Genomic DNA, 20,525 nt, shown 5'->3' with positions numbered 1-20,525 from the left:
GGCGGGAGGCCGTCTATGCCGACTGCACATCCGCGGCATTCGGCAGGTCGATGGTAACGACCAGTCCGCTGGGCTGGTTGTCCTCCAATTCGATCCTGCCGCCGTGCCCCTGGACGATGTCGGCAACGATCGAGAGGCCCAGACCGAAGCCATGCTTCGACGCAATGCCGCGCGACGCATCTTCCTTGAAGAATGGTTCGAAAACACGGGCACGTGCCGTCATCGGAATACCCGGCCCGTCGTCCCCTACCGTGATGCGCGCCGCCGTGCCGGTCGCCGTCAAGGCGACCGTGACATTGCCGGCGAATTTGACCCCGTTGTCGCAAAGATTGGCGATCGCACGCGCCAATGCATTGGGCTTGCACCAGCCCAGAAGCCGGTCCGGCCCGGAATATGAGACAGGAAATCCGACATCGGAGAATTCGGCGCAGACGGTTTGCAGAACGCTGGCAATATCGGCGCGCTGCAGCTTCTCCGTCGAAACATCGTTGCGCAGGTAGGTAAGGGTCTCGTCGATCAAGATTTCGATGTGCTGGACATCGGACAGGATTGCGGTTCGGATTGGGCCATCATCCATGCGCTCGGCGCGAAGCCGCAGCCGCGTCAAAGGCGTGCGCAGATCATGACTGACGCTGCGCAACATGCGCGTGCGGTTTTCGATCATCGTGCGGATACGCGTCCTCATCCTGTTCAGGGCGCGCGCCAACCCCACCATTTCAATGGAGCCGTGTTCGACGAAGAGCTGGTCGCCATTCTCGATCTCGGCCGAACCGACTGCCGCCGAGATGCGCTTCAACGGATCCGTCACGGCCCAAACCGCAAACAGCCAGATCAGCACGGGCAAGGCGACGAAAGCCATGAACCTGTAGAACGAGGCACGGACGAGGCCCGATGTCAGCCAGGAATCGGGCATGCCGAAATGGGCCAGGACGTCCTGCTGGTCGAGGTCGATGACAAACGCGTATCGGCCGCCGACCCTTATCCAGCGTCCCTCAACCGTCCCCCTGTCGATACGCAAAAGCCATTCGACACTTCGCCATTGCAGATAGGATTGGGCAATGCCGCGTATCTGGTCCTTGGGCAATATCTCGAAATCAAAGCCGGCCCGCTTTGCTGTCGCCAGAATTGCGCCACGCGCCTGCGCCGGGGTTTCTTGCAACAAGGCAGCAACAACGGCCGCACGCCCGGCGTTATCTTCCGCGGCGGGAAGATCGGCGTTCTCTATGAAACTCTCGACGACCGAACCGACGAACATGATCACGATCACCGCGATGAAAATGATTGCCACAAACTGCCCACGCACGGACTGTGGCAAGAAACGGCGGATGAAATCCCTCATGCTTCCTCCACCGTCGCGGTGAAGATGTAGCCACCCAACCGAACGGTCCTCAAAAGCACCGGATCGCGCGCATCCTTTTCGATCTTCCTGCGGATTCGACTGATATGGACATCGACGCTACGCTCGATCGGCCCCGCGAGCCCGGCATGGGTTACGCCCAGAAGTTCCTCACGGGAGAGAACCCGGCCTGCGTTGCGACAAAACGCAAGCAACAGGTCGAATTCATGCGTCGTGGTCGTCACCCGCGCATTGTTGGGGTCATGCAATTGCCGGCGTATGGGATCAAGGCGCCAGCCGTTGAAACGAAGCACCTTCGACCAGTCCCGCTCGTCGGGATCATAGGATGTACGGCGCAGCAGCGCCCGTATCCTGGCCGTCAGTTCACGCGCGCTGAACGGTTTCGTCACATAGTCGTCCGCGCCGATTTCCAGCCCGAAGATGCGGTCGATTTCCTCGCCGAGCGCGGTCAGCATCAGGATCGGAATGTTGGTTGCGGCACGAAGACGGCGGCAGATGTTGAGACCGTTTTCGCCCGGCAACATGACATCGAGCACGATGAGATCGAATTTCTGGGTGCGAAGCGCGGCATTCATCTGGACGCCGCTCTCGGCAATTTCCACAGTCATGCCGTTGTCGGTGAGCGTGTCGCCCAGCATGCGTGCGATCTCCAGATCGTCTTCGACAATGAGGATGCGCGAACCTTGCCTTGCCGACGTGGATTCGGCGCTCAAATCGCTTTGGTGCCGTTGCTGTGCCATTCCGGAGCTTGTCCAGCTTGCATTTGGTGCCCTGGGTAGGCGTCAGAACCGATATCCGACGAGAAGCATCCCTGAAGGCTGGATCTTTTCGACGACGACGGGGCTGTCGGCAGCGTCACCCAAGAGAACGCCGACCCCCGCTTCGCCGCGCACCATCCAGTTCTCGTCGAGCATATATGTGGCGGAAACCGAAAAATCGGCGCGCTTCAAACCGGCGCCGGCATCATAGCGCGCCAGCCCCGAGCGAGCCGATTGCTCGGGCGTGACACCAAAATAGGCCTGCATGTAATTTTCGTCGGCGAACACGGCGGACGCGCTGGCGCCGATCATCAACGATTGAGACAGAGGCCGGGTCACCTCGATCCCCACCCTGCCCTCCAGGCCATCGCTGCCGCCGATGGTCTTGTCCAGCTGCGCGGATATTTCGACCGGACCGAACTTCGCCGCTGCCTTCACGCCGACCGTCGCGCCCATGTCGACATCCCCCAAGCCGCGCAGATGGTCGGAGTCGTCTTCCTTGCGGCCCATCTCATAGCCAAGCCGCGCGCTGAAGGCGAACGGTCCTTGTTCATAAACGGCGATGTTGGCACCAGTCGGATCGATCGTCACCGTGTCGAGGAATGTCGCCGTGACGAAAGGCACCGGCATGATCTTGAATTCATTGCTGCCCTCGTATTTGGGGACGATGATGGCGCCGCCGCCGAGCACGACGTGCCAGTCGGACAGTTTCTGTTCGAAGCGCCCGAAACGGGAAGGCTCGGGCGGCAGGGTAAAATCATCGGAATTCACCGCAATGGCGTCTGCCGCCAGCGCGCCGTCCGAATGGGCTGAAAGCAGGATTGCCATGACCGCAAGAGATGCCCGGCCGGCAAATAGTCCAGAGTCAATTTTGGCGAACATGCGTGCTCCAGTATAGCGAGGCAAAGAGCCTCCGATGGCGTCACCATGTCAGGTGAAAGTGGCCGCATGCGTTAAGTGATGTTAAGTTTTGTTGCGCAATCGTGGTTTCATCTTGCCGTATAGGGAGGCCATAGGCTGACAGCGGGTTGCCACGATCTGCCGTGGATCGTCTCGCGATCGGAGAACGGAACTGTTTCAATCCAGGCCAGAACAGCTCTAATGTCTGTGCCGGAGCAATGTGGGCGGGGTATGGGGAACACAAGCGACGATGACGAGCGGAGTTTCTTCTCCGAAGCGCCGATGCGGCCTGCTGCGAAAGCCAAGGCGACGCTCGACGAAAAGCCGCATTACCTCGGCCATCGCGACCGCTTGCGCGAGCGCTTTGCCCTGGCGGGTCCAGATGCCCTGCCCGATTACGAACTTCTGGAACTTCTGCTCTTTCGCCTGATCCCTCGTGCCGACACCAAACCGGCGGCCAAGGCGCTGCTGGCACGCTTCGGCACGCTGGCCGAAGTGATTGGCGCCCCGGTGGGCCTGCTGCAGGAGGTCAAGGGCATCGGCCCTGCGGTAGCACTCGACCTGAAAATCGTCGCCGCAACGGCGCAGCGCATGGCCCGCGGCGAGGTCCACGGCCGCGAGATCCTCTCGTCCTGGCAGCAGCTCCTCGACTATTGCCGCTCAGCAATGGCCTTCGAGGCGCGCGAGCAGTTCCGCATCCTGTTCCTCGACAAAAAGAACGCGCTGATCGCCGACGAGGTGCAGCAGACGGGTACTGTCGACCACACGCCTGTCTACCCGCGAGAAGTGATCAAGCGGGCGCTCGAACTCTCGGCGACTGCCATTATCCTGGTCCACAATCACCCGTCAGGCGACCCGACGCCATCGCGCGCCGACATCGAGATGACGAAGGAGATCATCGACGCGGGCAAGCGGCTGGGCATCGCGGTGCACGACCACATCATCATCGGGCGGAAGGGATATGCCAGCATGAAGGGCCTGCTGCTGATCTGAGATGGCAGGGCCGGCGCCAACGCCGGCCGACCCCGACCACGCGATCCCAGAGATCGGGGCGGGCGAAGCCGGCTGGAACAAGCGACTGGCGGAATCAGGAGAGTATGATCATGGCGAATACAAAAGTCCTTCTTGTCGGCGAAAGCTGGGTGAGTTCGGCGACCCACTACAAGGGGTTCGACCAATTCGGCAGCGTCACCTTCCATCTCGGGGCAACGCCCCTGGTCGACGCCTTGAAGGACAGCGAATTCGATCTCGACTACATGCCCGCTCATGAGGCCGTCGAGAAGCTGCCTTTCACCATGGAAGGGCTGTCGCAATACAGGACGATCATCCTGTCCGACATTGGCGCAAACTCGCTGCTGCTTCATCCCGATGTCTGGCTGCACGGCAAGACAGTGCCGAACCGGCTCAAGCTCCTGCGCGACTGGACGCTGGCCGGCGGCGGCCTGATCATGATCGGCGGTTACTTCAGCTTCCAAGGCATTGACGGCAAGGCGCGCTGGCATCGCACGGCGGTCGAGGAGGCGCTGCCGGTGACCTGCCTTCCCAATGATGACCGTCTCGAAATTCCGGAGGGCTTTCGTCCCGAGATCACTGGCTCAAGAGACCATCCGCTTTTTGCCGGCATTGAGGGCGAATGGCCGCTGCTGCTCGGTGCCAACGAGGTCGTCGCCCGCGATCGCGACGATGTCGAGGTTCTGGCGCGGCTGCCGCAGGACCAGGGCGGCCATCCCCTGCTGGTCACCGGGCGTCACGGCGAAGGGCGCACGCTGGTCTGGACGTCGGACATCGGACCGCACTGGCTGCCGAACAGTTTTGTCGAATGGCCCGGCTATGCACGGCTTTGGACCAACGTGCTCCGCTGGGTCAGCAACGCCGTTTGAAGATGTCGCCCCAAAGTGCGTTTTTGGGGCAACGACATGTATGAGAACAAAGGTTTGAAGCCGATCAGCATCACCGGGAACCGCGAGCTCGGCCGTTGCCGCCTTCGCCTCACGGTCGTTCACGGCGGATCGGTGTTGCAGTTTCCGGCAACCTGGCTGACCGCTTCGCCGAACCCGGCGAGGTCGAAATCGGCCTCGCCGCGCCCCGCCAGCAGCCCGAACCGCCACGAAAGCTGGAGCCGGTTCGCGGCGACAAGGCGCCTGATGCCATCGGCGCCATCGCGCACCAGCATCCGGCCGCGCGGCCCGACCGACCAGCTTTCGTCGAACTTGCTCTCCTGATCGACCGTAATCGACATGGTGATCTTGCGGCTGGCCGAAACAGCGTCGTTCAGTTGCAGCCATTCAGTCCAATGCGGCTCGCCGTTTGCCCGGCAGGCAATCGTCAGGATCGGGCTGTAGCTCAAGGCACCGCCGCCGGTGATCAGTTTGTTGGTGGCGTAGAGCGAGGCCGTCACGAGGCCGTCTTCACTCGTGCCGAAGCGCCAGTTGTCAGGCACCGTGCCGGCCTGGGCAATGCCGCAGACCGAGATAAGGATCAGCGCGATTGCCGAAGCGTGTCCCAATTCGACGAACAGTCTCAACACGCCCTCCAACAACCAAGCGGCTTGCAATAGAAGCGCAGATAATGATCAAAGCTTGGTCGCCACAGGCCGTCGCTCGCGAAGCATGGCGGCTGTTGCAGTTTGGCAACGAAAAAGGCCGCCTCGAGGGCGGCCTTCCTGTTTCAGCGGAGCGCTGGTGTTATTCGGCGGCCTTCTTCTTCGGCGCGGCCTTCTTCTTGGGCTCTTCCGCGTCGTCGGCCGTCTTGGCGTCGGCCTTCTTGGCGGCGGCTTTCTTCGCCGGCTTCGCCTTGACGGCGGTCTCGTCCTCTTCGTCATCGGCCATCAGCTCTTCCTTGCTGACCTTGACGTCGGTGACCGAAATCTGACCGAGCAGATGGTCGACCACCTTTTCCTCGAACATCGGCGCCCGCAGCGTGTTCAACGCTTCCGGGTTGTTGCGGTAGAATTCGAAGACTTCCTGCTGCTGGTTTCCTGGATAGCGCCGCACCTGCTCGAACAGGCCGCGCTGCAGCTCTTCGTCCGATACGGTCACGCCGGCCTTCTCGCCGATTTCAGCCAGCACCAGCCCGAGGCGCACGCGGCGCTCGGCAAGCCGCAGATACTCGGCGCGCGCCTCTTCTTCCGTCGTCTCTTCGTCGGCGAAGGTGCGTCCGGCTGCTTCCAGATCACGATTGACCTGCGCCCAGATGTTGTTGAACTCGGCGTCGACGAGCTTCGACGGCGCCTCGAACGAATAAGCCGCGTCGAGCTGGTCGAGCAGCTGGCGCTTGACCTTCTGGCGCGTCATGGCGCCGAACTGGTTCTCGATCTGGCCGCGCACGACGTCGCGCAGGCGCTCCAGCGACTCCAGGCCGAGGTTCTTGGCGGTCTCGTCGTTGATTTCCAGCGCGCCGGGCTGGGACACTTCCTTGACGGTGACATCGAAGGTCGCTTCCTTGCCGGCCAGATGCGCCGCCTGGTAGTTTTCCGGGAAAGTCACGGTGACCTGCTTTTCGTCACCGGCCTTGGCGCCGACAAGCTGATCCTCGAAGCCGGGGATGAATTCCTTCGAGCCTAGCACCAGCGGCTGATCGGTGCCGGCGCCGCCATTGAAGGCCTCGCCGTCGATCTTGCCGACATAGTCGATGGTGACACGGTCGCCATTGGCGGCCTTGCCGGTCTTCGGCTCGTAGCTGCGCGCCGATTCGGCAACGCGCTGGACCTGCTCGTCGATCTCGGCATCAGGCACGTCGAACACCTGGCGCGTCACCTTGATGTCGGAAAAGTCCTTGATCTCGATCGCCGGGATGATCTCGTAGTTGAGGCGGAATTCGAAGTCGGCGCCACCGGCCAGGATCTTCTCGGCTTCCTTCTCGTCCTCGGTCATGATGACTTCGGGCTGCATGGCAGCCTTTTCACCACGCCCGGTAATGATCGAACGGGTCGAATCGTTGAGGATTTCGTTGACCACTTCGGCCATGAACGACTTGCCGTAGACCTTGCGCAGGTGCTGCACCGGCACCTTGCCAGGACGGAAGCCGTTGATGCGGACCTTGTTGCGGGCATCCGAAAGCCGCGCCATCAGCTTGGCTTCCATGTCACCGGCCGGCACGGTGATCTTGATCTCTCGCTTGAGACCGGAGTTGAGCGTTTCGGTGACCTGCATCGTAAAACCTTTGTTTTCACCAATGAGACTGCCACGGCCTCTGCCGTTCACAGCCTGCCGGTATATTCTTGCCGGGAATGGCTTTTGGTACGGAACCTGGCGATTTGACCGAAAACCCGGCTCAAACTCTCCCAAACTGCGTTCCAAAATGTGAATAAGTTCTTGTTTTTCCTACTTCTTATCACATTCTGCAGAAGCGGATCGTCGCGTCCCGTCACATTTGACACGCCTTTTGTCACAGGCGAGGCCAATTTTCAACAGTCTTCGCATCCCAGCGAATAACCAGCATTCGGGGCCTGCCCCACATCTTGTCGCTGGGCCACATCTTGTCTCTGACATTGACAGAATGATGGCCACATGGGATTGCCGGTCCATGCGGATGTGGCGGAACTGGTAGACGCCCTGGATTTAGGTTCCAGTGCCGAAAGGCGTGGGGGTTCGAGTCCCTTCATCCGCACCACCCTTCGAGCTTCGGGTGGCGGGCCACCCGAAAGCCCTGGCGAAGGAGGACCGGCGCCGTTCAGGCAGGCATCGGATTGAGCTTCAGATGCTGGATCAGGATGATGGTCTTGGCGTCGACGATACGGCCATCGGCGATGCCGGCCAGCGCCTCGTCGAGCGGCATTTCCAGAACCTCGATGTCCTCGCCCTCTTCTTGCGCGCCGCCGCCGGCCGAGATGCGGTCGGCGGGTGAATAGCGGCCGATGAAAAACCAGAGCCGTTCGGTGACGCTGCCGGGGCTCATATAGGGCGAAAACAGCCGCTCGATATCCTTCAAGCGATAACCCAGCTCTTCCTCGGCTTCCTTGCGGATGGCGGTCTCCGGATCGTTTTCGTCCAACAGGCCGGCACAGGCCTCGATCAGCGGCTCGCGGTGGCCGGTGACGTAAGCGGGATAGCGGAACTGGCGCACCAGAAGCACGGTCGAACGCAAGGGGTCGTAAGGCAGGATCACCGCACCATCGCCGCGATCATAGGTCTGGCGGATTTGCGTCTCCCACTGACCGTCGCGCCGGCGGTAGTCGAGGACGGTCTTCTTCAGGATGGCCCAGTCGTCGGAGAGGATTTCCTCCGAACGGACGCGAATACGATCTTCCATCCCGGTCTCCATGCTAAAGCGCGTCGCACTTCATGCTCCTGTTTATGCCTGTCGTTCTCCCAAAACCGGAGCCACTTTTGGGAGACATGCCTGGCCGAGGCGTAGCCGCGAACCGGCATTTCGGCAATCCCGCCCGTGATTGGTCCAGAAGCCCTTTCACCGCCTCGTGTCTGGCGCAGGCGCCATCGGTCGCCTAAATAGCTGCGAACCCTCCCGGAGTTTCTCATGACAGCGTCGCTTTTCCAGTCGATCACTCTCGACGGCCTCACCTTCCCCAACCGCATCGCCGTCGCGCCGATGTGCCAGTATTCCGCCGAGGACGGCTCGGCCAGCGACTGGCATCTCCATCACTGGATGAACCTCGCAATGTCCGGCGCCGGCATGGTCACGGTCGAGATGACCGATGTCGAGCGGCGCGGGCGTATCACCCATGGCTGCCTCGGCCTTTACTCCGAAGACAATGAAGCGGCCGCCCGCCGCGCGCTGGACGCTGCACGACGCGTCGCCGCACCCGGCACGAAATTCGGCTCCCAACTCGCCCATGCCGGCCGCAAGGCTTCGAACCGCAAGCCGTGGGAGGGCGGCGGACCACTGCAGCCAAACGAGGATCCCTGGCAGACCGTCTCCGCCTCGGCCATCCCCTACGACACCGGCTGGAACGTGCCGCACGCTCTGGAGGACGAGGAGATCCTACAGCTGATCGAGCGCTTCGCCGAGGCGGCAAGGCGAGCCGAACGCGCCGGCTTCGATTTCCTCGAACTGCACGCCGCGCATGGCTATTTGATCTTCCAGTTCCTGTCGCCCTTGTCCAACCAGCGCACGGACCGCTGGGGTGGCTCGCTGGAAAACCGCATGCGTTTTGCCGTCGAAATCACCAAGGCGGTGCGCAAGGCGGTGCCAAAGCTGATGCTCGGCGCAAGGCTGTCCGTGAAGGATTGGGTCGACGGCGGCTTCGACGTGGCGGACGCGATCGAAGTGGCCAAAGCGCTGAAGGACGAGGGCGTTGCCTATCTCTGCTGTTCGAGCGGCGGCAATTCGCCGTTGCAGAAATTGCCCACCGGCCCCGGCTATCAGGTGCATCTGGCGGAGGCGGTGCGCAAGGGCGCTGATATTCCGACCCGCGCCGTCGGCCTGATCGACGACCCCAAACAGGCCGAAGCGATCGTCACCGAGGGCCGCGCCGACATGGTGGCGCTGGCGCGGGCCTTCCTGGCTGATCCGCGCTGGGGGTGGCGTGCGGCGGCGACATTCAGCGAGACAATCCACCCGGCGCCACAACTTGCCCGTTCGGTGACCACGATGCAGCATTGGATGAAGGCGGCGGGCTGAACGGTTCGCGCTCCCGACACGGCGCTGTAGAGCCTTCAAACAGCCTCTGAGACGTTTGGGCGCAGGCTGACGGCCATGGTTGCAACCAAATTGGCTGCTTTGCGTTGCGGCCATGATGGACAACAAACCTTTTGAAGTGCCGGTCGTCGTCGAACTTGGCCACGTCGGCAAATATCGCCACATCCGCAGCGCCCAGGAAGCCGCGGAGTGCCTGATGACGGTGTGGCCGCTCAATCGCGGCCCGCGCCATCGTGATGCCCTCGACACTTGCCTCAAAGTGCTGGAAGGTTATCGTTCGACAGCAGATGCGCGCCGGGCGCTGATTGAAGCCGCCAAGGAATCGGAAGTGCTGGTGCCCGACGACAGACTGCCCGACGACCGACTGCATTGAGCAGACGGACCTTTCAACCGGAGGTTTTTCATGGCGAAGCTGACTTACAAGATCGTCGAACATGACGGCGGCTGGGCCTACAAGGTCGGAGCGACCTTTTCCGAGACGTTTCCGACGCATCAGGACGCGTTGCGCGCCGCCGAAATCGCCTCGGCCGAGCAGCAGGTCGCCGGAGCGACGGACGGCATCCAGTATGAGGACGCCGAGGGAAAATGGCATGAGGAACTGGCCGACGGCCGCGACCGGCCGCAGACAGAAGTCTCGGATTGATGTGGAGCGGTTCGGCGGAGCGCCGACCGCAGCGCCGTCCGGAGAGGGGACGCGCCAGCGGCCAGCGGCTGTCCTTGCGGACTAGCCCTCGAACATGGATTTCCAGAAAATCGGCGTGCGCTTTTCGGAAATCACGTTCTGGCTATTTGCCGCAATACTGATCGTTGACATTTTGCCCTGCGTTAGCGTCCGGGCCTGGTGTGTTGTGGGCACATGGGCCAATAGCGCCGGTGTTGCCTTGGGTGTTCAACCCGGAGCCGTCACTGATGCTTCCCGTGGTGTAGGGGTCGACAGTTGTCTGGTCGTTGTTACCGAACAGCCACCAGTCATGATTGTTTGAGTACCTGTCGTCCAGTGACTGCGCCATCGCCGATGTGGCGAGACCAATCGTCAGGACGGATGCTGCGAGAAGTTTTGTAACCATTGAATCACTCCGTATCTTAGCCGCCTTGGTGCGACACTCATAAAACCCGGTAGTCAGCCGAATGGTTCCTTGAAATTGTCGTGAAGCTGAGGTGAGGCCCCGATCAGCCCGGCCGGCGATGCGCTCGATGGATGCGGCGGTTTGCTCCGGGGCCATGAATTCCGGCAAGTGCCCCTTGTCATAGCACCCGTCGATGTGACCGAGATCTTGCTCGACCGCCACGTCATCGCAGAACATGGTGTGGAAACGAGTTGGCTTCGACCGAGCCATCCACCTCCGGCGGTCATGTAGTCGGGCAGGGAAGCCGGCGCCGCGGAGATGACATTGCGGCCACCGCTGCGCCGCGCTATCTCAGACCACTCGCCTTCCCGGGCCACTCGCTTGCCGGAGCTTCCCATGCCTGAAATCGTGACCGCCGCCATGCTCGTCATCGGCGATGAGATTCTGTCCGGCCGCACCAAGGACAAGAACATCGGCCATCTCGCCGACGTCATGACGGCGATCGGCATCGACCTGAAGGAAGTGCGCATCGTCCCGGACGAGGAAGACGAGATCATCGCGGCGGTGAACGCCGTGCGCGCGCGCTACACTTATGTGTTCACTACCGGCGGCATCGGGCCGACGCATGACGACATCACGGCCGATTCCATCTCCAAGGCCTTTGGCGTGCCTTGCGAATACGATGCCCGGGCCTATGCGATGCTGGAAGCAAGCTATGCCGCGCGCGGCATCGAATATACCGAGGCCCGCAAGCGCATGGCACGGATGCCGCGCGGCGCCGATCTCATCGACAATCCGGTGTCGGTCGCGCCTGGCTTCCGCATCGGCAACGTCCACGTCATGGCTGGCGTGCCGTCGATTTTCCAGGCCATGCTCGACAATGTCGTGCCGACGCTGAAGGCCGGCACAAAGATGCTGTCGGCGACCGTGCCCTGCCCGTTCGGCGAAGGCCTCATCGGGGGGCCGCTGGGTGATATCCAGAAAGCGCATCCCGATACGATCATCGGCTCCTATCCGAAATATGGCGATGGCAAGTTCTGGACCGAACTGGTCGTGCGTGCCCGCAGCCAGGAGGCGCTGGACGCTGCCCGCGCCGATGTCGAGGCGATGGTCGCCGGCTTCGCCAGCAATCCCGGCTGATCTGGTCCAGACCGGAACAAAGCACGACGCTGCAACGTTTCCCCGGCACGAGTTCGCCAGCTCGTGAACTGAGGGATTGTCATGCGATTCAAAACCATCGTCGCCATTCTGCAGAACGAGCAGGACGCCGAGCGCGTGCTCGACTGCGCCATTCCGCTCGCCAACCGGTTCCAGAGCCATCTGGTCGGCATCCACGCCGAAACGCTTCCCGTGCCCTACACCTCTGCCACAGGCTTTCCCGACACCGAATTCCTGCAGGTTTCGGCAGACATGAACCGGGAACGGGCCGAGAAATTGAGGACGCTGTTTCTCAGGCATATCGAGGATTCCGGTCTTTCCTCGAATGGCGAAGCCTGGAGAGCTTTTCGGGTGACAGCGCGCTGACCGGGATTTCGAGCGTGCGGGCCGCCGACCTGATCATAGCAGCGCAGCGCGAAACGGGCGGCGATTCCAGCGCGGACGTAGACACGCTGGTCTACGATGCCGGCCGGCCGGTATTGGTGGTGCCGCACGAGGGTCCGCTGATCACCACCTTCAAACGCGTCTTGCTCGCCTGGAACGGCAGCAAGGAAGCGGCGCGCGCCGCCTTCGACGCGCTGCCCTTCATCATCGAAGCCGAGAAGACCGACATATTGGTTATCGACCCTCCTGAAACGCTCGACGACAGCCCGGAGGCCGCCGGCGCCGAAATCGCGGCGGCGCTGTCGCGCCACGGCGCCACCGTCAGCGTCTCGGTGCAGCAGTCGGGCGGCAGTTCGGTCGATGACATCATCCAGACCAGAATCGCGGAAACCGGCGCCGATCTGCTGGTGCTCGGCGCCTACAGCCATTCATGGCTGCGCCAGCTTCTGTTCGGCGGCGTGACGCGCAGCGTGCTGCGCACCGCGCCGGTGGCAGCCTTCCTCTCGCGGTAAGCCCACAGCGATCGCTGGCCCTTGCCTTGCCAAGGCCCCTGCTCTTGCCAAGATGGGGGCTTTCCAGCTAATTCCGCGCGCATTCCCCTGTTTTCTTGCGCGCGATCCCCGCGTGCTGTGGAGTGCGCGACATGTCCCTTCCCGAAAAAGCCTTTCCGGTCTCCTGGGACCAGTTCCATCGCGACGCTCGCGCACTCGCCTGGCGGCTTGCCGGCGCCAACAAGGGGCAATGGAAAGCGATCGTCTGCATCACGCGAGGCGGGTTGGTGCCGGCGGCGATCATCTCGCGTGAACTTGGCATCCGCGTCATCGAAACCGTCTGCGTCGCCTCCTATCACGATTATACCAGCCAGGGGCAGCTGCAGGTCCTCAAGGAGATCACCCCTGCCCTGCTCGCCGAAGACGGCGCCGGCGTGCTGATCATCGACGACCTGACCGACACCGGCAAGACGGCGGGCATCGTGCGCGCGATGATGCCCAGGGCGCATTTCGCCACTGTCTATGCCAAGCCGAAAGGCAGGCCGCTGGTCGATACTTTCGTCACCGAAGTCAGCCAGGACACCTGGATCTATTTCCCGTGGGATATGGGCTTCACCTACCAGAAGCCGATCGCCGACGACCACGCCGGCTGATTCGCAACTACCTGCCTGTTACAGACCAGCAGCTTGCACCGGGGATGGATTTGCTTTCGCAAACACGTCCGGCAGAGCCGGATATTTCGCGAAATCGACGTCTATTGGCGGAAATTGGCCAGGCGAATGAAATTTTTTACTTTTATTGCCGACAATTAGCCGTAAGATTCGTGAGACGGCAAACGATTCCGGAGGCTGGGGCTAGCTTCTTCGATGTTGACGAGGCCAACGACACACAATCATCTGGCCGAAAGGGTCCGACGGCTCTTCGGCACCGCGCCGTGCCGCCTGCAGGTTGCCGCCCTGCCCTGGCGCGACACGGGAGACGGCGTCGAAATCATGCTGATCACCAGCCGCGATACCGGCCGTTGGGTTTTGCCCAAGGGTTGGCCAGAGGCCAGGGAGCCGCTCTGCGAGGCCGCGGCGCGCGAAGCCGGCGAGGAGGCCGGGCTGCGCGGCCGTGTCTCTCATCTTGAAGCCGGCCGTTACTTCTACGCCAAGGCGCTGGCTTCCGGCGAAGAAGTCCCGTGCGAGGTCCTGGTGTTTCCGCTGCATGTCGACAAAGTCGCGGACCGCTGGAAGGAAAAACGCTCACGCACCCGCAAATGGGTCCGTGCAAGCGAAGCGGTGCGCATGGTCAACGAACCCGACCTTTGCCAGATCATCGCCTATTTCTGCGCCGACCCGCACAGCTTCTCCTGACGGGCGGCCACACCGCGCTCTTTGCAAACGGGACTGGCTTGCAAAGGCTGGACACGCGTTGCCGCGCATCGACATGAATGCTTTGCTAAGGAATCAAAGGTAGGATTCGGCAGCTCTGGTATTTTTTGATCGATGGCGAATCCCGCAAATCCAATTCCAAACGAGTCCGACGAGCCTGAGCGCGAGCATCGTCCGCGCGTGCTTAAGGGCGGGTCGATCATCACCGGAATTTCGAATTCGGAAGTCGGCTGCACGCTGCGCAATCAACACGAAGGCGGAGCCGAACTGAAGATACCGCTGGAAGCCCGGGTTCCCGATCGCTTCCTTCTCTATGTGCCGCTCGACGGCATTGCCTATCGGTGTGAGGTCCGCTGGCGTCGCAATGACCGTATCGGGGTGCAGTTCACCGGCACCGAGCCAAAACCCAGGCTGCACTACGGCTGATCCATTGAGGCACGACGCTTTGGATCGTTGCCGCGTCCGGATTGCCTGGTGACGGCAAAATTGCGATCGCCGCACCGCATTCTATCCCCGTTATCCACATATGTGACACACAAGATGTTGGGGTCACAAAAGCTACGCAAACGAATCCTTGACGGCGCAAAACGAGTCGCCTTTTATAGGCCATGCGCTCCTGTTGAGAGTGCGACCGGAAAGTTCTGAGCCCGGTCTTTTTCCCGGATTATGTGCGTTTTGCTCGCATTTCCGCCTGGTTACGAGGCCGGCGGAAGCGTTGGAATTGTGGGGCGGTTGGGGTCGATAGGGACAATTGTCGGGCTTGAATAAATTGTCTGTTAATACTATATTTAGTGTTTGCAGGTAGGTTCGACGCTAGATAGTGTGAATTTCCCTCGACCGAGGGAATCGGAAAAAAATCAGTTTTGAGGGACCCGTGGGTTCGTCGGCGCGTTGGACAGGCACTTCGCAAGGAGTTTGACCAGCAGGGCCGGCGGAGGCTGCGAAATGGAGAGCCGGCCGTTTTCGAACGCCGGCAGACGGCGGACATGCGCGTTTCGCATCGGGGGCAGAAATCCCTGGGGAAAAGCGCTACATGTAGACAAAAGGGACCGGACCAATGCGCATCGAGCGTCGTTTCACCAAGCCAGGACAGTCCGCCTATGCGGAGATCGAATTCCGCAAGGCGCTTTCGGAGATCAAGAATCCGGATGGCTCGGTGGTGTTCCGCTTGGACAATATCGACGTGCCGGCGCAGTTCTCCCAGGTCGCAGCCGATATCCTGGCACAGAAATATTTCCGCAAGGCCGGTGTTCCGGCACGCCTGAAGAAGATCGAAGAGAACGACGTCCCCTCCTTCCTGTGGCGCTCCGTCGCCGATGAGGCGGAACTCGCCAAGCTGCCGGAAGCCGAGCGCTACGGTTCCGAGATCGACGCCCGCCAGGTCTTCGACCGCCTTGCCGGCACCTGGACCTATTGGGGCTGGAAGGGCGGCTACTTCAAGGCGTCGGAAGAAGACGCACGCGCCTTCCGTGACGAGCTTGCCTACATGCTGGCCACCCAGCGCGTCGCGCCGAACTCGCCGCAATGGTTCAACACCGGCCTGCACTGGGCCTATGGCATCGACGGGCCGAGCCAGGGCCACTTCTATGTCGACCCCTTCACCGGCAAGCTGACCAAGTCGAAATCCTCCTACGAGCATCCGCAGCCGCATGCCTGCTTCATCCAGGGCGTACAGGACGACCTCGTCAACGAGGGCGGCATCATGGATCTGTGGGTGCGTGAAGCGCGCCTGTTCAAATACGGCTCCGGTACCGGCTCCAACTTCTCGCTGCTGCGCGGCGAAGGCGAAAAACTGTCCGGTGGCGGCCGCTCGTCGGGCCTGATGAGCTTCCTCAAGATCGGCGACCGCGCGGCGGGCGCCATCAAGTCGGGCGGCACGACGCGCCGCGCCGCCAAAATGGTCATTGTCGACGCCGACCATCCCGATATCGAGGAATTCATCGACTGGAAGGTCAATGAAGAGCAGAAGGTCGCCTCGCTGGTGACCGGCTCCAAGATCGTCAAGAAGCATCTCGAAGCGATCATGAAGGCCTGCGTCAACTGCGAAGGCAATGGCGACGACTGCTTCGATCCGTCGATCAACTCCGCGCTGAAGCGCGAGATCAAGGCGGCCAAGAAGTCGGCCGTGCCGGAGAACTACATCTACCGCGTCATCCAGTTCGCCAAGCAGGGCTATAGCTCGATGTCGTTCAAGACCTACGATACCGACTGGGATTCGGACGCCTACCTGACGGTTTCGGGCCAGAATTCCAACAATTCGGTGTCGCTGAAGGACAATTTCCTGCGCGCCGTCGAGGACGATGCCGACTGGCACCTGACCGCCCGCAAGGACGGCAAGGTGCTGAAGACGCTGAAGGCCAGGGATCTCTGGGAAAAGATCGGTTACGCCGCCTGGGCGTCCGCGGATCCCGGCCTGCATTTCAACACGACGATGAACGACTGGCACACCTGCGCTTCGGCCGGTGCGATCCGGGCGTCCAACCCGTGCTCCGAATACATGTTCCTCGACGACACGGCCTGCAATCTCGCCTCGATCAATCTGCTGCCCTACCGCAACGCCGACGGCACGATCGACATCGCAGCCTACGAGCACACGGTGCGGCTGTGGACCATCGTGCTCGAAATCTCGGTCATGATGGCGCAGTTCCCGTCGAAGGAGATCGCCAAGCAGTCCTACGAATACCGCACGCTCGGCCTCGGCTATGCCAATATCGGCGGCCTGCTGATGACGTCGGGCATTCCCTACGACTCCGACGAAGGCCGCGCGATCTGCGCCGCACTCACCGCGATCATGACCGGCATGGCCTATGCCACCTCGGCCGAGATGGCCGGCGAACTCGGCGCCTTCGCCGACTACGACCGCAATGCCCAGAACATGCTGCGCGTCATGCGCAACCATCGCCGTGCCGCCTATGGCGAGAAGCAGGGCTACGAGAAGCTCGCCGTCAACCCGGTGCCGCTCGTCGCTTCCGACCTGAAGCAGCAGGACCTTGCAACCCACGCCAAGGCCGCCTGGGACCGCGCCATCGAGCTCGGCGAGGAGCATGGCTACCGCAACGCGCAGGCGACCGTCATCGCGCCGACCGGCACGATCGGCCTGGTCATGGATTGCGACACCACCGGCATCGAGCCCGACTTCGCGCTGGTGAAGTTCAAGAAGCTGGCCGGCGGCGGCTATTTCAAGATCATCAATCGCGCCGTGCCGGAAGCGCTGCGCACGCTCGGCTATTCCGAAGCCCAGATCGCCGAAATGGAAGCCTATGCGGTCGGCCACGGCAACCTCAACCAGGCGCCGGCCATCAACCCCGGCGCGCTCAAGGCCAAGGGCTTCACCGACGAGAAGATCGCGGCGCTCAACGCAGCCTTGAAGTCGGCCTTCGACATCAAGTTCGTCTTCAACCAGTGGACGCTCGGCGCCGACTGGGTGAAGGAGACGTTCGGCTTCACCGACGAGCAGCTCAACGATTTCTCGTTCGAGATGCTGCCGGCGCTCGGCTTCTCCCGCAAGGACATCGAGGCCGCCAACATCCATGTCTGCGGTGCGATGACGCTGGAAGGCGCGCCCTTCCTCAAGGCCGAACACCTCGCCGTGTTCGATTGCGCCAGCCCGTGCGGCAAGATCGGCAAGCGCTCGCTTTCGATCAACAGCCACATTCAGATGATGGCGGCTGCACAGCCCTTCATTTCCGGCGCCATCTCGAAGACCATCAACATGCCCAACGATGCGACGGTGGAAGATGCCAAGGGCGCCTACATGCTGTCGTGGAAGCTGGCGCTGAAGGCCAACGCGCTCTACCGCGACGGCTCGAAACTGTCGCAGCCGCTCAATTCCTCGCTGCTCGCCGATGGCGAGGACGACGAGGATGAAGCCGTCGAGCAGCTGCTCGCCGCACCTGCGGCAGCGCGTGCCGCACAGATCACCGAGCGGATCGTCGAGCGCATCATCGAGCGCGTGTCGCGCGAGCAGGAAAAGCTGCCCGGCCGCCGCAAGGGTTACACGCAGAAAGCCAAGATCGGTGGCAACACCATCTTCCTGCGCACCGGCGAATATGACGATGGCCGTCTCGGCGAGATCTTCATCGACATGAACAAGGAAGGCGCTACCTTGCGTGGCCTTCTCAACAACTTCGCCATCGCCATCTCGCTGGGCCTGCAATATGGCGTGCCACTCGACGAATATGTGCACGCCTTCACCTTCACCAAGTTCGAGCCGGCCGGCATGGTGCAGGGCAATGACGCCATCAAGAGCGCGACGTCGATCCTCGACTACGTGTTCCGCGAGCTGGCGATCTCCTACCTCGGCCGCAACGATCTCGCCCATGTCGACCAGTCGGACTTTTCCAACACCGCACTTGGCCGTGGCATCAGCGAAGGCAAGACCGATGCGGTCTCCAAGGGCCTGACCCGTGGCGCCTCGCCGGTGAAGCTGGTGTCGCGCGTCAGCGGCAACGATCCGAAAGGCTTTGCGGCCCCCTCGGGCGCCCCTGCCCGCTCGGCACCGACCGCCTTCTCCGGCTCCAACGTGCTGGCGCTGAAACCCGCCAGCGACGAAGCGGTCGCCTACAAGCGCGACTATGAGGAGCGGGCAAAGGAATTGGCCGAGGACATCGCCTTCGAGGAAGCGGCGGGTGCTGCCTCCGACGCCACGGCAGGATTGTTCACCGACGCGGCGGCCGTCGAGGCGGCCGAAGCAAAAAAACTCGCCAACGACCGCCGCGCCAAATCGCTGCTCCAGGGCTACACTGGCAATTCCTGCTCCGAGTGCCAGAATTTTACCATGGTGCGGAACGGGACCTGCGAGAAGTGCGACACGTGCGGCTCGACGAGCGGGTGCAGCTGAGATCTAGTGCCACCTCGGCTTACAGTTCGCGAGATCATTCGCCTGCTGGAGGCCGATGGCTGGTATCTGGTTGCAACCAAGGGCAGCCATCGCCAATATAAGCATGAAGTCAAAGCCGGCCGCGTCACCGTGGCTGGCAAGCCGTCTGAAGAGGTTGCGCCAGGAACACTGAACAGCATCCTCAAGCAGTCAGGTTTGAAGGAATGATGACATGCGTTACGCGGTGGTGATTGAAAAAGCAGGAAATAATTTCTCCGCCTATGTGCCGGACCTACCCGGCTGCATCGCGACAGGTGCCACTGTGGCTGAAGTGGAAACCGAGATTCGCGATGCAATACGCTTTCACATCGAAGGTTTGCGAGCCGATGGGCTGGATGTGCCCAAGGGTGTCAGCCTCGCGGAATACGTAGAGGCATAGAGGCAGGCCTCCACTCGATCCGGATCAGGCTCTGGTCCGGGCGTCTAACTCGCCGGCAACACCCTTAGCGTCTGCTTGTCAAACAGCGGCTCGTCCTGGCCGATGCGGACGAACAGCAGCTTCCGACCCTCGCCCAAGGGCACTTCGAAATACTGGATGCCATCAGGCATTTCGCCCCAGCAGCCGCAGGGTGGGTCGGGAACCTCATCGGGGCTGGCCAGTGCTTTCAGTATTTTCGCAATCCAGGGATGTGTAGCGTTTGACGGCGGCAAGCGCGGCGCTCTCAGTGTAAGGCGTCGCAATAACTTGTTTGCATCTGGCCATGCCTTCGGCCTGCCCAGATCAAAGCCTCTCAGCATGCCATCTCAGATGGTCGTCCATGAAGCTGGAGATGAAAAGATACGAGTGATCGTATCCATCCTGCATCCGCAGCTTTAGCGGAATACCTGCTTTGGCGCAGGCCGCTTCAAGCAGCCAAGGCCTCAGCCCGTCGTCAAGAAATCCGTCCGACGTTCCCTGATCCACCAAAAATTCGGGGAAACGGTATCCGTCGTCGATGAGCGACGTCGCGTCGCAGCTTCGCCACGAGGCCTCATCCTTGCCGAGATACTTCTCAAAAGCCGGTCTCGACCAGCCGGCGGTGCTTGGCTGGGCGATCGGGGCGAACGCCGAGCAGCTCTTGAACCGCTGCGGATTCTTCAAGGCAATCGTCAGCGCGCCATGCCCGCCCATCGAATGGCCAAAGATTGCCTGGCGTGCCATATCGGCTGGAAATTCAGCCGCGATGAGGGCCGGCAACTCCTCGGCGACATAGGAATACATACGATAGTTCTTCGCATAAGGCTCTTGCGTCGCATCGAGATAGAAGCCGGCGCCGGAGCCGAACTGCCGGTTGTCTTTTTCATCCGGAATGTCGGCCCCGCGCGGGCTGGTGTCGGGACAAACGACGATCAGGCCGAGCTCGGCGGCCATGCGCCTGTACTCGCCCTTGTCCATTACATTGGCGTGGGTACACGTCAGGCCTGAGAGATACCACACAACGGGACAAGGCGCCTCCCGCGCCTGCGGAGGTATGAAAACGGCAAAAGTCATGTCGCAACGGCAACTCGTCGACAAATGGGAATAGACGCCCTGCACGCCGCCATGGGCTTTCGTTTGAGAGATGATTTTCATGTGTTCTCC

21 protein-coding genes, 1 tRNA gene and 1 pseudogene are annotated in these 20,525 nt (G+C 61.7%); 14 read left to right on the top strand and 9 right to left on the bottom strand.

Annotated elements, in window-relative coordinates; translation table 11 throughout:
- Positions 1–13: 13 nt before the first annotated feature.
- The 3 genes from A4R29_RS12315 to A4R29_RS12305 are packed head-to-tail and all read right to left on the bottom strand — an operon-like array spanning position 14 to position 2,997.
- On the bottom strand, positions 14–1,339 hold the full coding sequence (locus A4R29_RS12315) for a HAMP domain-containing sensor histidine kinase (protein WP_063172020.1): 1,326 nt from the start codon (positions 1,337–1,339) through the stop codon (positions 14–16).
- Positions 1,336–2,097 (bottom strand): response regulator, encoded by a 762-nt coding sequence (locus tag A4R29_RS12310; RefSeq protein ID WP_063172019.1) that lies wholly within the window; start codon positions 2,095–2,097, stop codon positions 1,336–1,338. Before A4R29_RS12310 ends, A4R29_RS12315 begins: the two co-directional genes overlap by 4 nt.
- A 42-nt stretch (positions 2,098–2,139) precedes the next feature.
- Entirely contained in the window at positions 2,140–2,997 is an 858-nt protein-coding gene (locus A4R29_RS12305; protein ID WP_063172018.1) for a MipA/OmpV family protein, read from the bottom strand.
- A 249-nt stretch (positions 2,998–3,246) separates the two neighbouring features.
- On the opposite strand from A4R29_RS12305, the gene radC reads away from it, so the two are divergent.
- Both radC and A4R29_RS12295 read left to right on the top strand, forming a co-directional pair.
- On the top strand, positions 3,247–4,008 hold the full coding sequence (radC, locus tag A4R29_RS12300; RefSeq protein ID WP_063172017.1) for a RadC family protein: 762 nt from the start codon (positions 3,247–3,249) through the stop codon (positions 4,006–4,008).
- 110 nt (positions 4,009–4,118) lie between these two features.
- Positions 4,119–4,895 (top strand): glutamine amidotransferase, encoded by a 777-nt coding sequence (locus tag A4R29_RS12295; protein ID WP_063173660.1) that lies wholly within the window; start codon positions 4,119–4,121, stop codon positions 4,893–4,895.
- A gap of 119 nt (positions 4,896–5,014) precedes the next feature.
- Here the strand turns inward: A4R29_RS12295 and A4R29_RS12290 are convergent, their stop codons facing one another.
- Entirely contained in the window at positions 5,015–5,539 is a 525-nt protein-coding gene (locus A4R29_RS12290) for a hypothetical protein (RefSeq protein ID WP_013532008.1), read from the bottom strand.
- Between the two features lie 160 nt (positions 5,540–5,699).
- Entirely contained in the window at positions 5,700–7,166 is a 1,467-nt protein-coding gene (gene tig / locus A4R29_RS12285; RefSeq protein WP_013532009.1) for a trigger factor, read from the bottom strand.
- Between the two features lie 375 nt (positions 7,167–7,541).
- On the opposite strand from tig, the gene A4R29_RS12280 reads away from it, so the two are divergent.
- Positions 7,542–7,626 (top strand) — tRNA-Leu (locus A4R29_RS12280).
- Between the two features lie 60 nt (positions 7,627–7,686).
- On the opposite strand, the gene A4R29_RS12275 is transcribed toward A4R29_RS12280, so the two are convergent.
- Complete coding sequence (locus A4R29_RS12275) at positions 7,687–8,265, bottom strand: NUDIX domain-containing protein (RefSeq protein WP_024504405.1); 579 nt, start codon at positions 8,263–8,265, stop codon at positions 7,687–7,689.
- A gap of 225 nt (positions 8,266–8,490) precedes the next feature.
- On the opposite strand from A4R29_RS12275, the gene A4R29_RS12270 reads away from it, so the two are divergent.
- The 3 genes from A4R29_RS12270 (at position 8,491) to A4R29_RS12260 (ending at position 10,255) form a co-directional block, all read left to right on the top strand.
- Positions 8,491–9,594: an NADH:flavin oxidoreductase/NADH oxidase gene (locus A4R29_RS12270; protein WP_027162595.1), complete on the top strand. Its 1,104-nt coding sequence runs from the start codon at positions 8,491–8,493 to the stop codon at positions 9,592–9,594.
- 112 nt (positions 9,595–9,706) lie between these two features.
- The gene (locus A4R29_RS12265; protein WP_013532012.1) at positions 9,707–9,985 is read left to right on the top strand and encodes a DUF982 domain-containing protein; all 279 of its coding nucleotides are present in this window, start codon (positions 9,707–9,709) and stop codon (positions 9,983–9,985) included.
- A gap of 30 nt (positions 9,986–10,015) precedes the next feature.
- The gene (locus tag A4R29_RS12260; RefSeq protein ID WP_013532013.1) at positions 10,016–10,255 is read left to right on the top strand and encodes a DUF2188 domain-containing protein; all 240 of its coding nucleotides are present in this window, start codon (positions 10,016–10,018) and stop codon (positions 10,253–10,255) included.
- Between the two features lie 142 nt (positions 10,256–10,397).
- Here A4R29_RS12260 and A4R29_RS35050 read toward each other — a convergent pair whose 3' ends face one another.
- The gene (locus A4R29_RS35050; RefSeq protein ID WP_244506952.1) at positions 10,398–10,949 is read right to left on the bottom strand and encodes a hypothetical protein; all 552 of its coding nucleotides are present in this window, start codon (positions 10,947–10,949) and stop codon (positions 10,398–10,400) included.
- Positions 10,950–11,075: 126 nt separating this feature from the next.
- Here A4R29_RS35050 and A4R29_RS12250 point away from each other — a divergent pair, with 126 nt between their 5' ends.
- The 8 genes and pseudogenes from A4R29_RS12250 to A4R29_RS12215 all read left to right on the top strand — a co-directional run bounded on the left by A4R29_RS12250 (position 11,076) and on the right by A4R29_RS12215 (position 19,343).
- The gene (locus A4R29_RS12250; RefSeq protein ID WP_027162596.1) at positions 11,076–11,819 is read left to right on the top strand and encodes a competence/damage-inducible protein A; all 744 of its coding nucleotides are present in this window, start codon (positions 11,076–11,078) and stop codon (positions 11,817–11,819) included.
- Positions 11,820–11,900: 81 nt separating this feature from the next.
- Positions 11,901–12,733, top strand: a pseudogene (locus A4R29_RS35465) (universal stress protein).
- Between the two features lie 131 nt (positions 12,734–12,864).
- On the top strand, positions 12,865–13,365 hold the full coding sequence (gene gpt / locus A4R29_RS12240) for a xanthine phosphoribosyltransferase (protein ID WP_013532017.1): 501 nt from the start codon (positions 12,865–12,867) through the stop codon (positions 13,363–13,365).
- A 213-nt stretch (positions 13,366–13,578) separates the two neighbouring features.
- Positions 13,579–14,067, top strand: coding sequence for an NUDIX hydrolase (locus A4R29_RS12235; protein ID WP_013532018.1), 489 nt, complete (start codon positions 13,579–13,581; stop codon positions 14,065–14,067).
- A 132-nt stretch (positions 14,068–14,199) separates the two neighbouring features.
- Complete coding sequence (locus A4R29_RS12230) at positions 14,200–14,511, top strand: PilZ domain-containing protein (RefSeq protein ID WP_013532019.1); 312 nt, start codon at positions 14,200–14,202, stop codon at positions 14,509–14,511.
- Positions 14,512–15,142: 631 nt separating this feature from the next.
- The gene (locus A4R29_RS12225) at positions 15,143–18,925 is read left to right on the top strand and encodes a vitamin B12-dependent ribonucleotide reductase (protein WP_063172016.1); all 3,783 of its coding nucleotides are present in this window, start codon (positions 15,143–15,145) and stop codon (positions 18,923–18,925) included.
- A gap of 6 nt (positions 18,926–18,931) precedes the next feature.
- Entirely contained in the window at positions 18,932–19,132 is a 201-nt protein-coding gene (locus tag A4R29_RS12220; protein WP_013532021.1) for a type II toxin-antitoxin system HicA family toxin, read from the top strand.
- A gap of 4 nt (positions 19,133–19,136) precedes the next feature.
- The gene (locus tag A4R29_RS12215; protein WP_013532022.1) at positions 19,137–19,343 is read left to right on the top strand and encodes a type II toxin-antitoxin system HicB family antitoxin; all 207 of its coding nucleotides are present in this window, start codon (positions 19,137–19,139) and stop codon (positions 19,341–19,343) included.
- 44 nt (positions 19,344–19,387) lie between these two features.
- On the opposite strand, the gene A4R29_RS12210 is transcribed toward A4R29_RS12215, so the two are convergent.
- Positions 19,388–19,615, bottom strand: coding sequence for a hypothetical protein (locus A4R29_RS12210; protein WP_244506949.1), 228 nt, complete (start codon positions 19,613–19,615; stop codon positions 19,388–19,390).
- A gap of 70 nt (positions 19,616–19,685) precedes the next feature.
- Positions 19,686–20,516, bottom strand: coding sequence for an S-formylglutathione hydrolase (fghA, locus tag A4R29_RS12205; RefSeq protein WP_063172015.1), 831 nt, complete (start codon positions 20,514–20,516; stop codon positions 19,686–19,688).
- Between the last annotated feature and the right edge of the window lie 9 nt (positions 20,517–20,525).

The sequence above is a fragment of the Mesorhizobium ciceri biovar biserrulae genome (genome assembly GCF_001618845.1).
In the GTDB taxonomy this organism is placed as follows: Bacteria; Pseudomonadota; Alphaproteobacteria; order Rhizobiales; family Rhizobiaceae; genus Mesorhizobium; species Mesorhizobium ciceri.
Note: the sequence above shows the minus strand (reverse complement) of the source record. Positions and strands in the feature narration are given on the sequence as shown.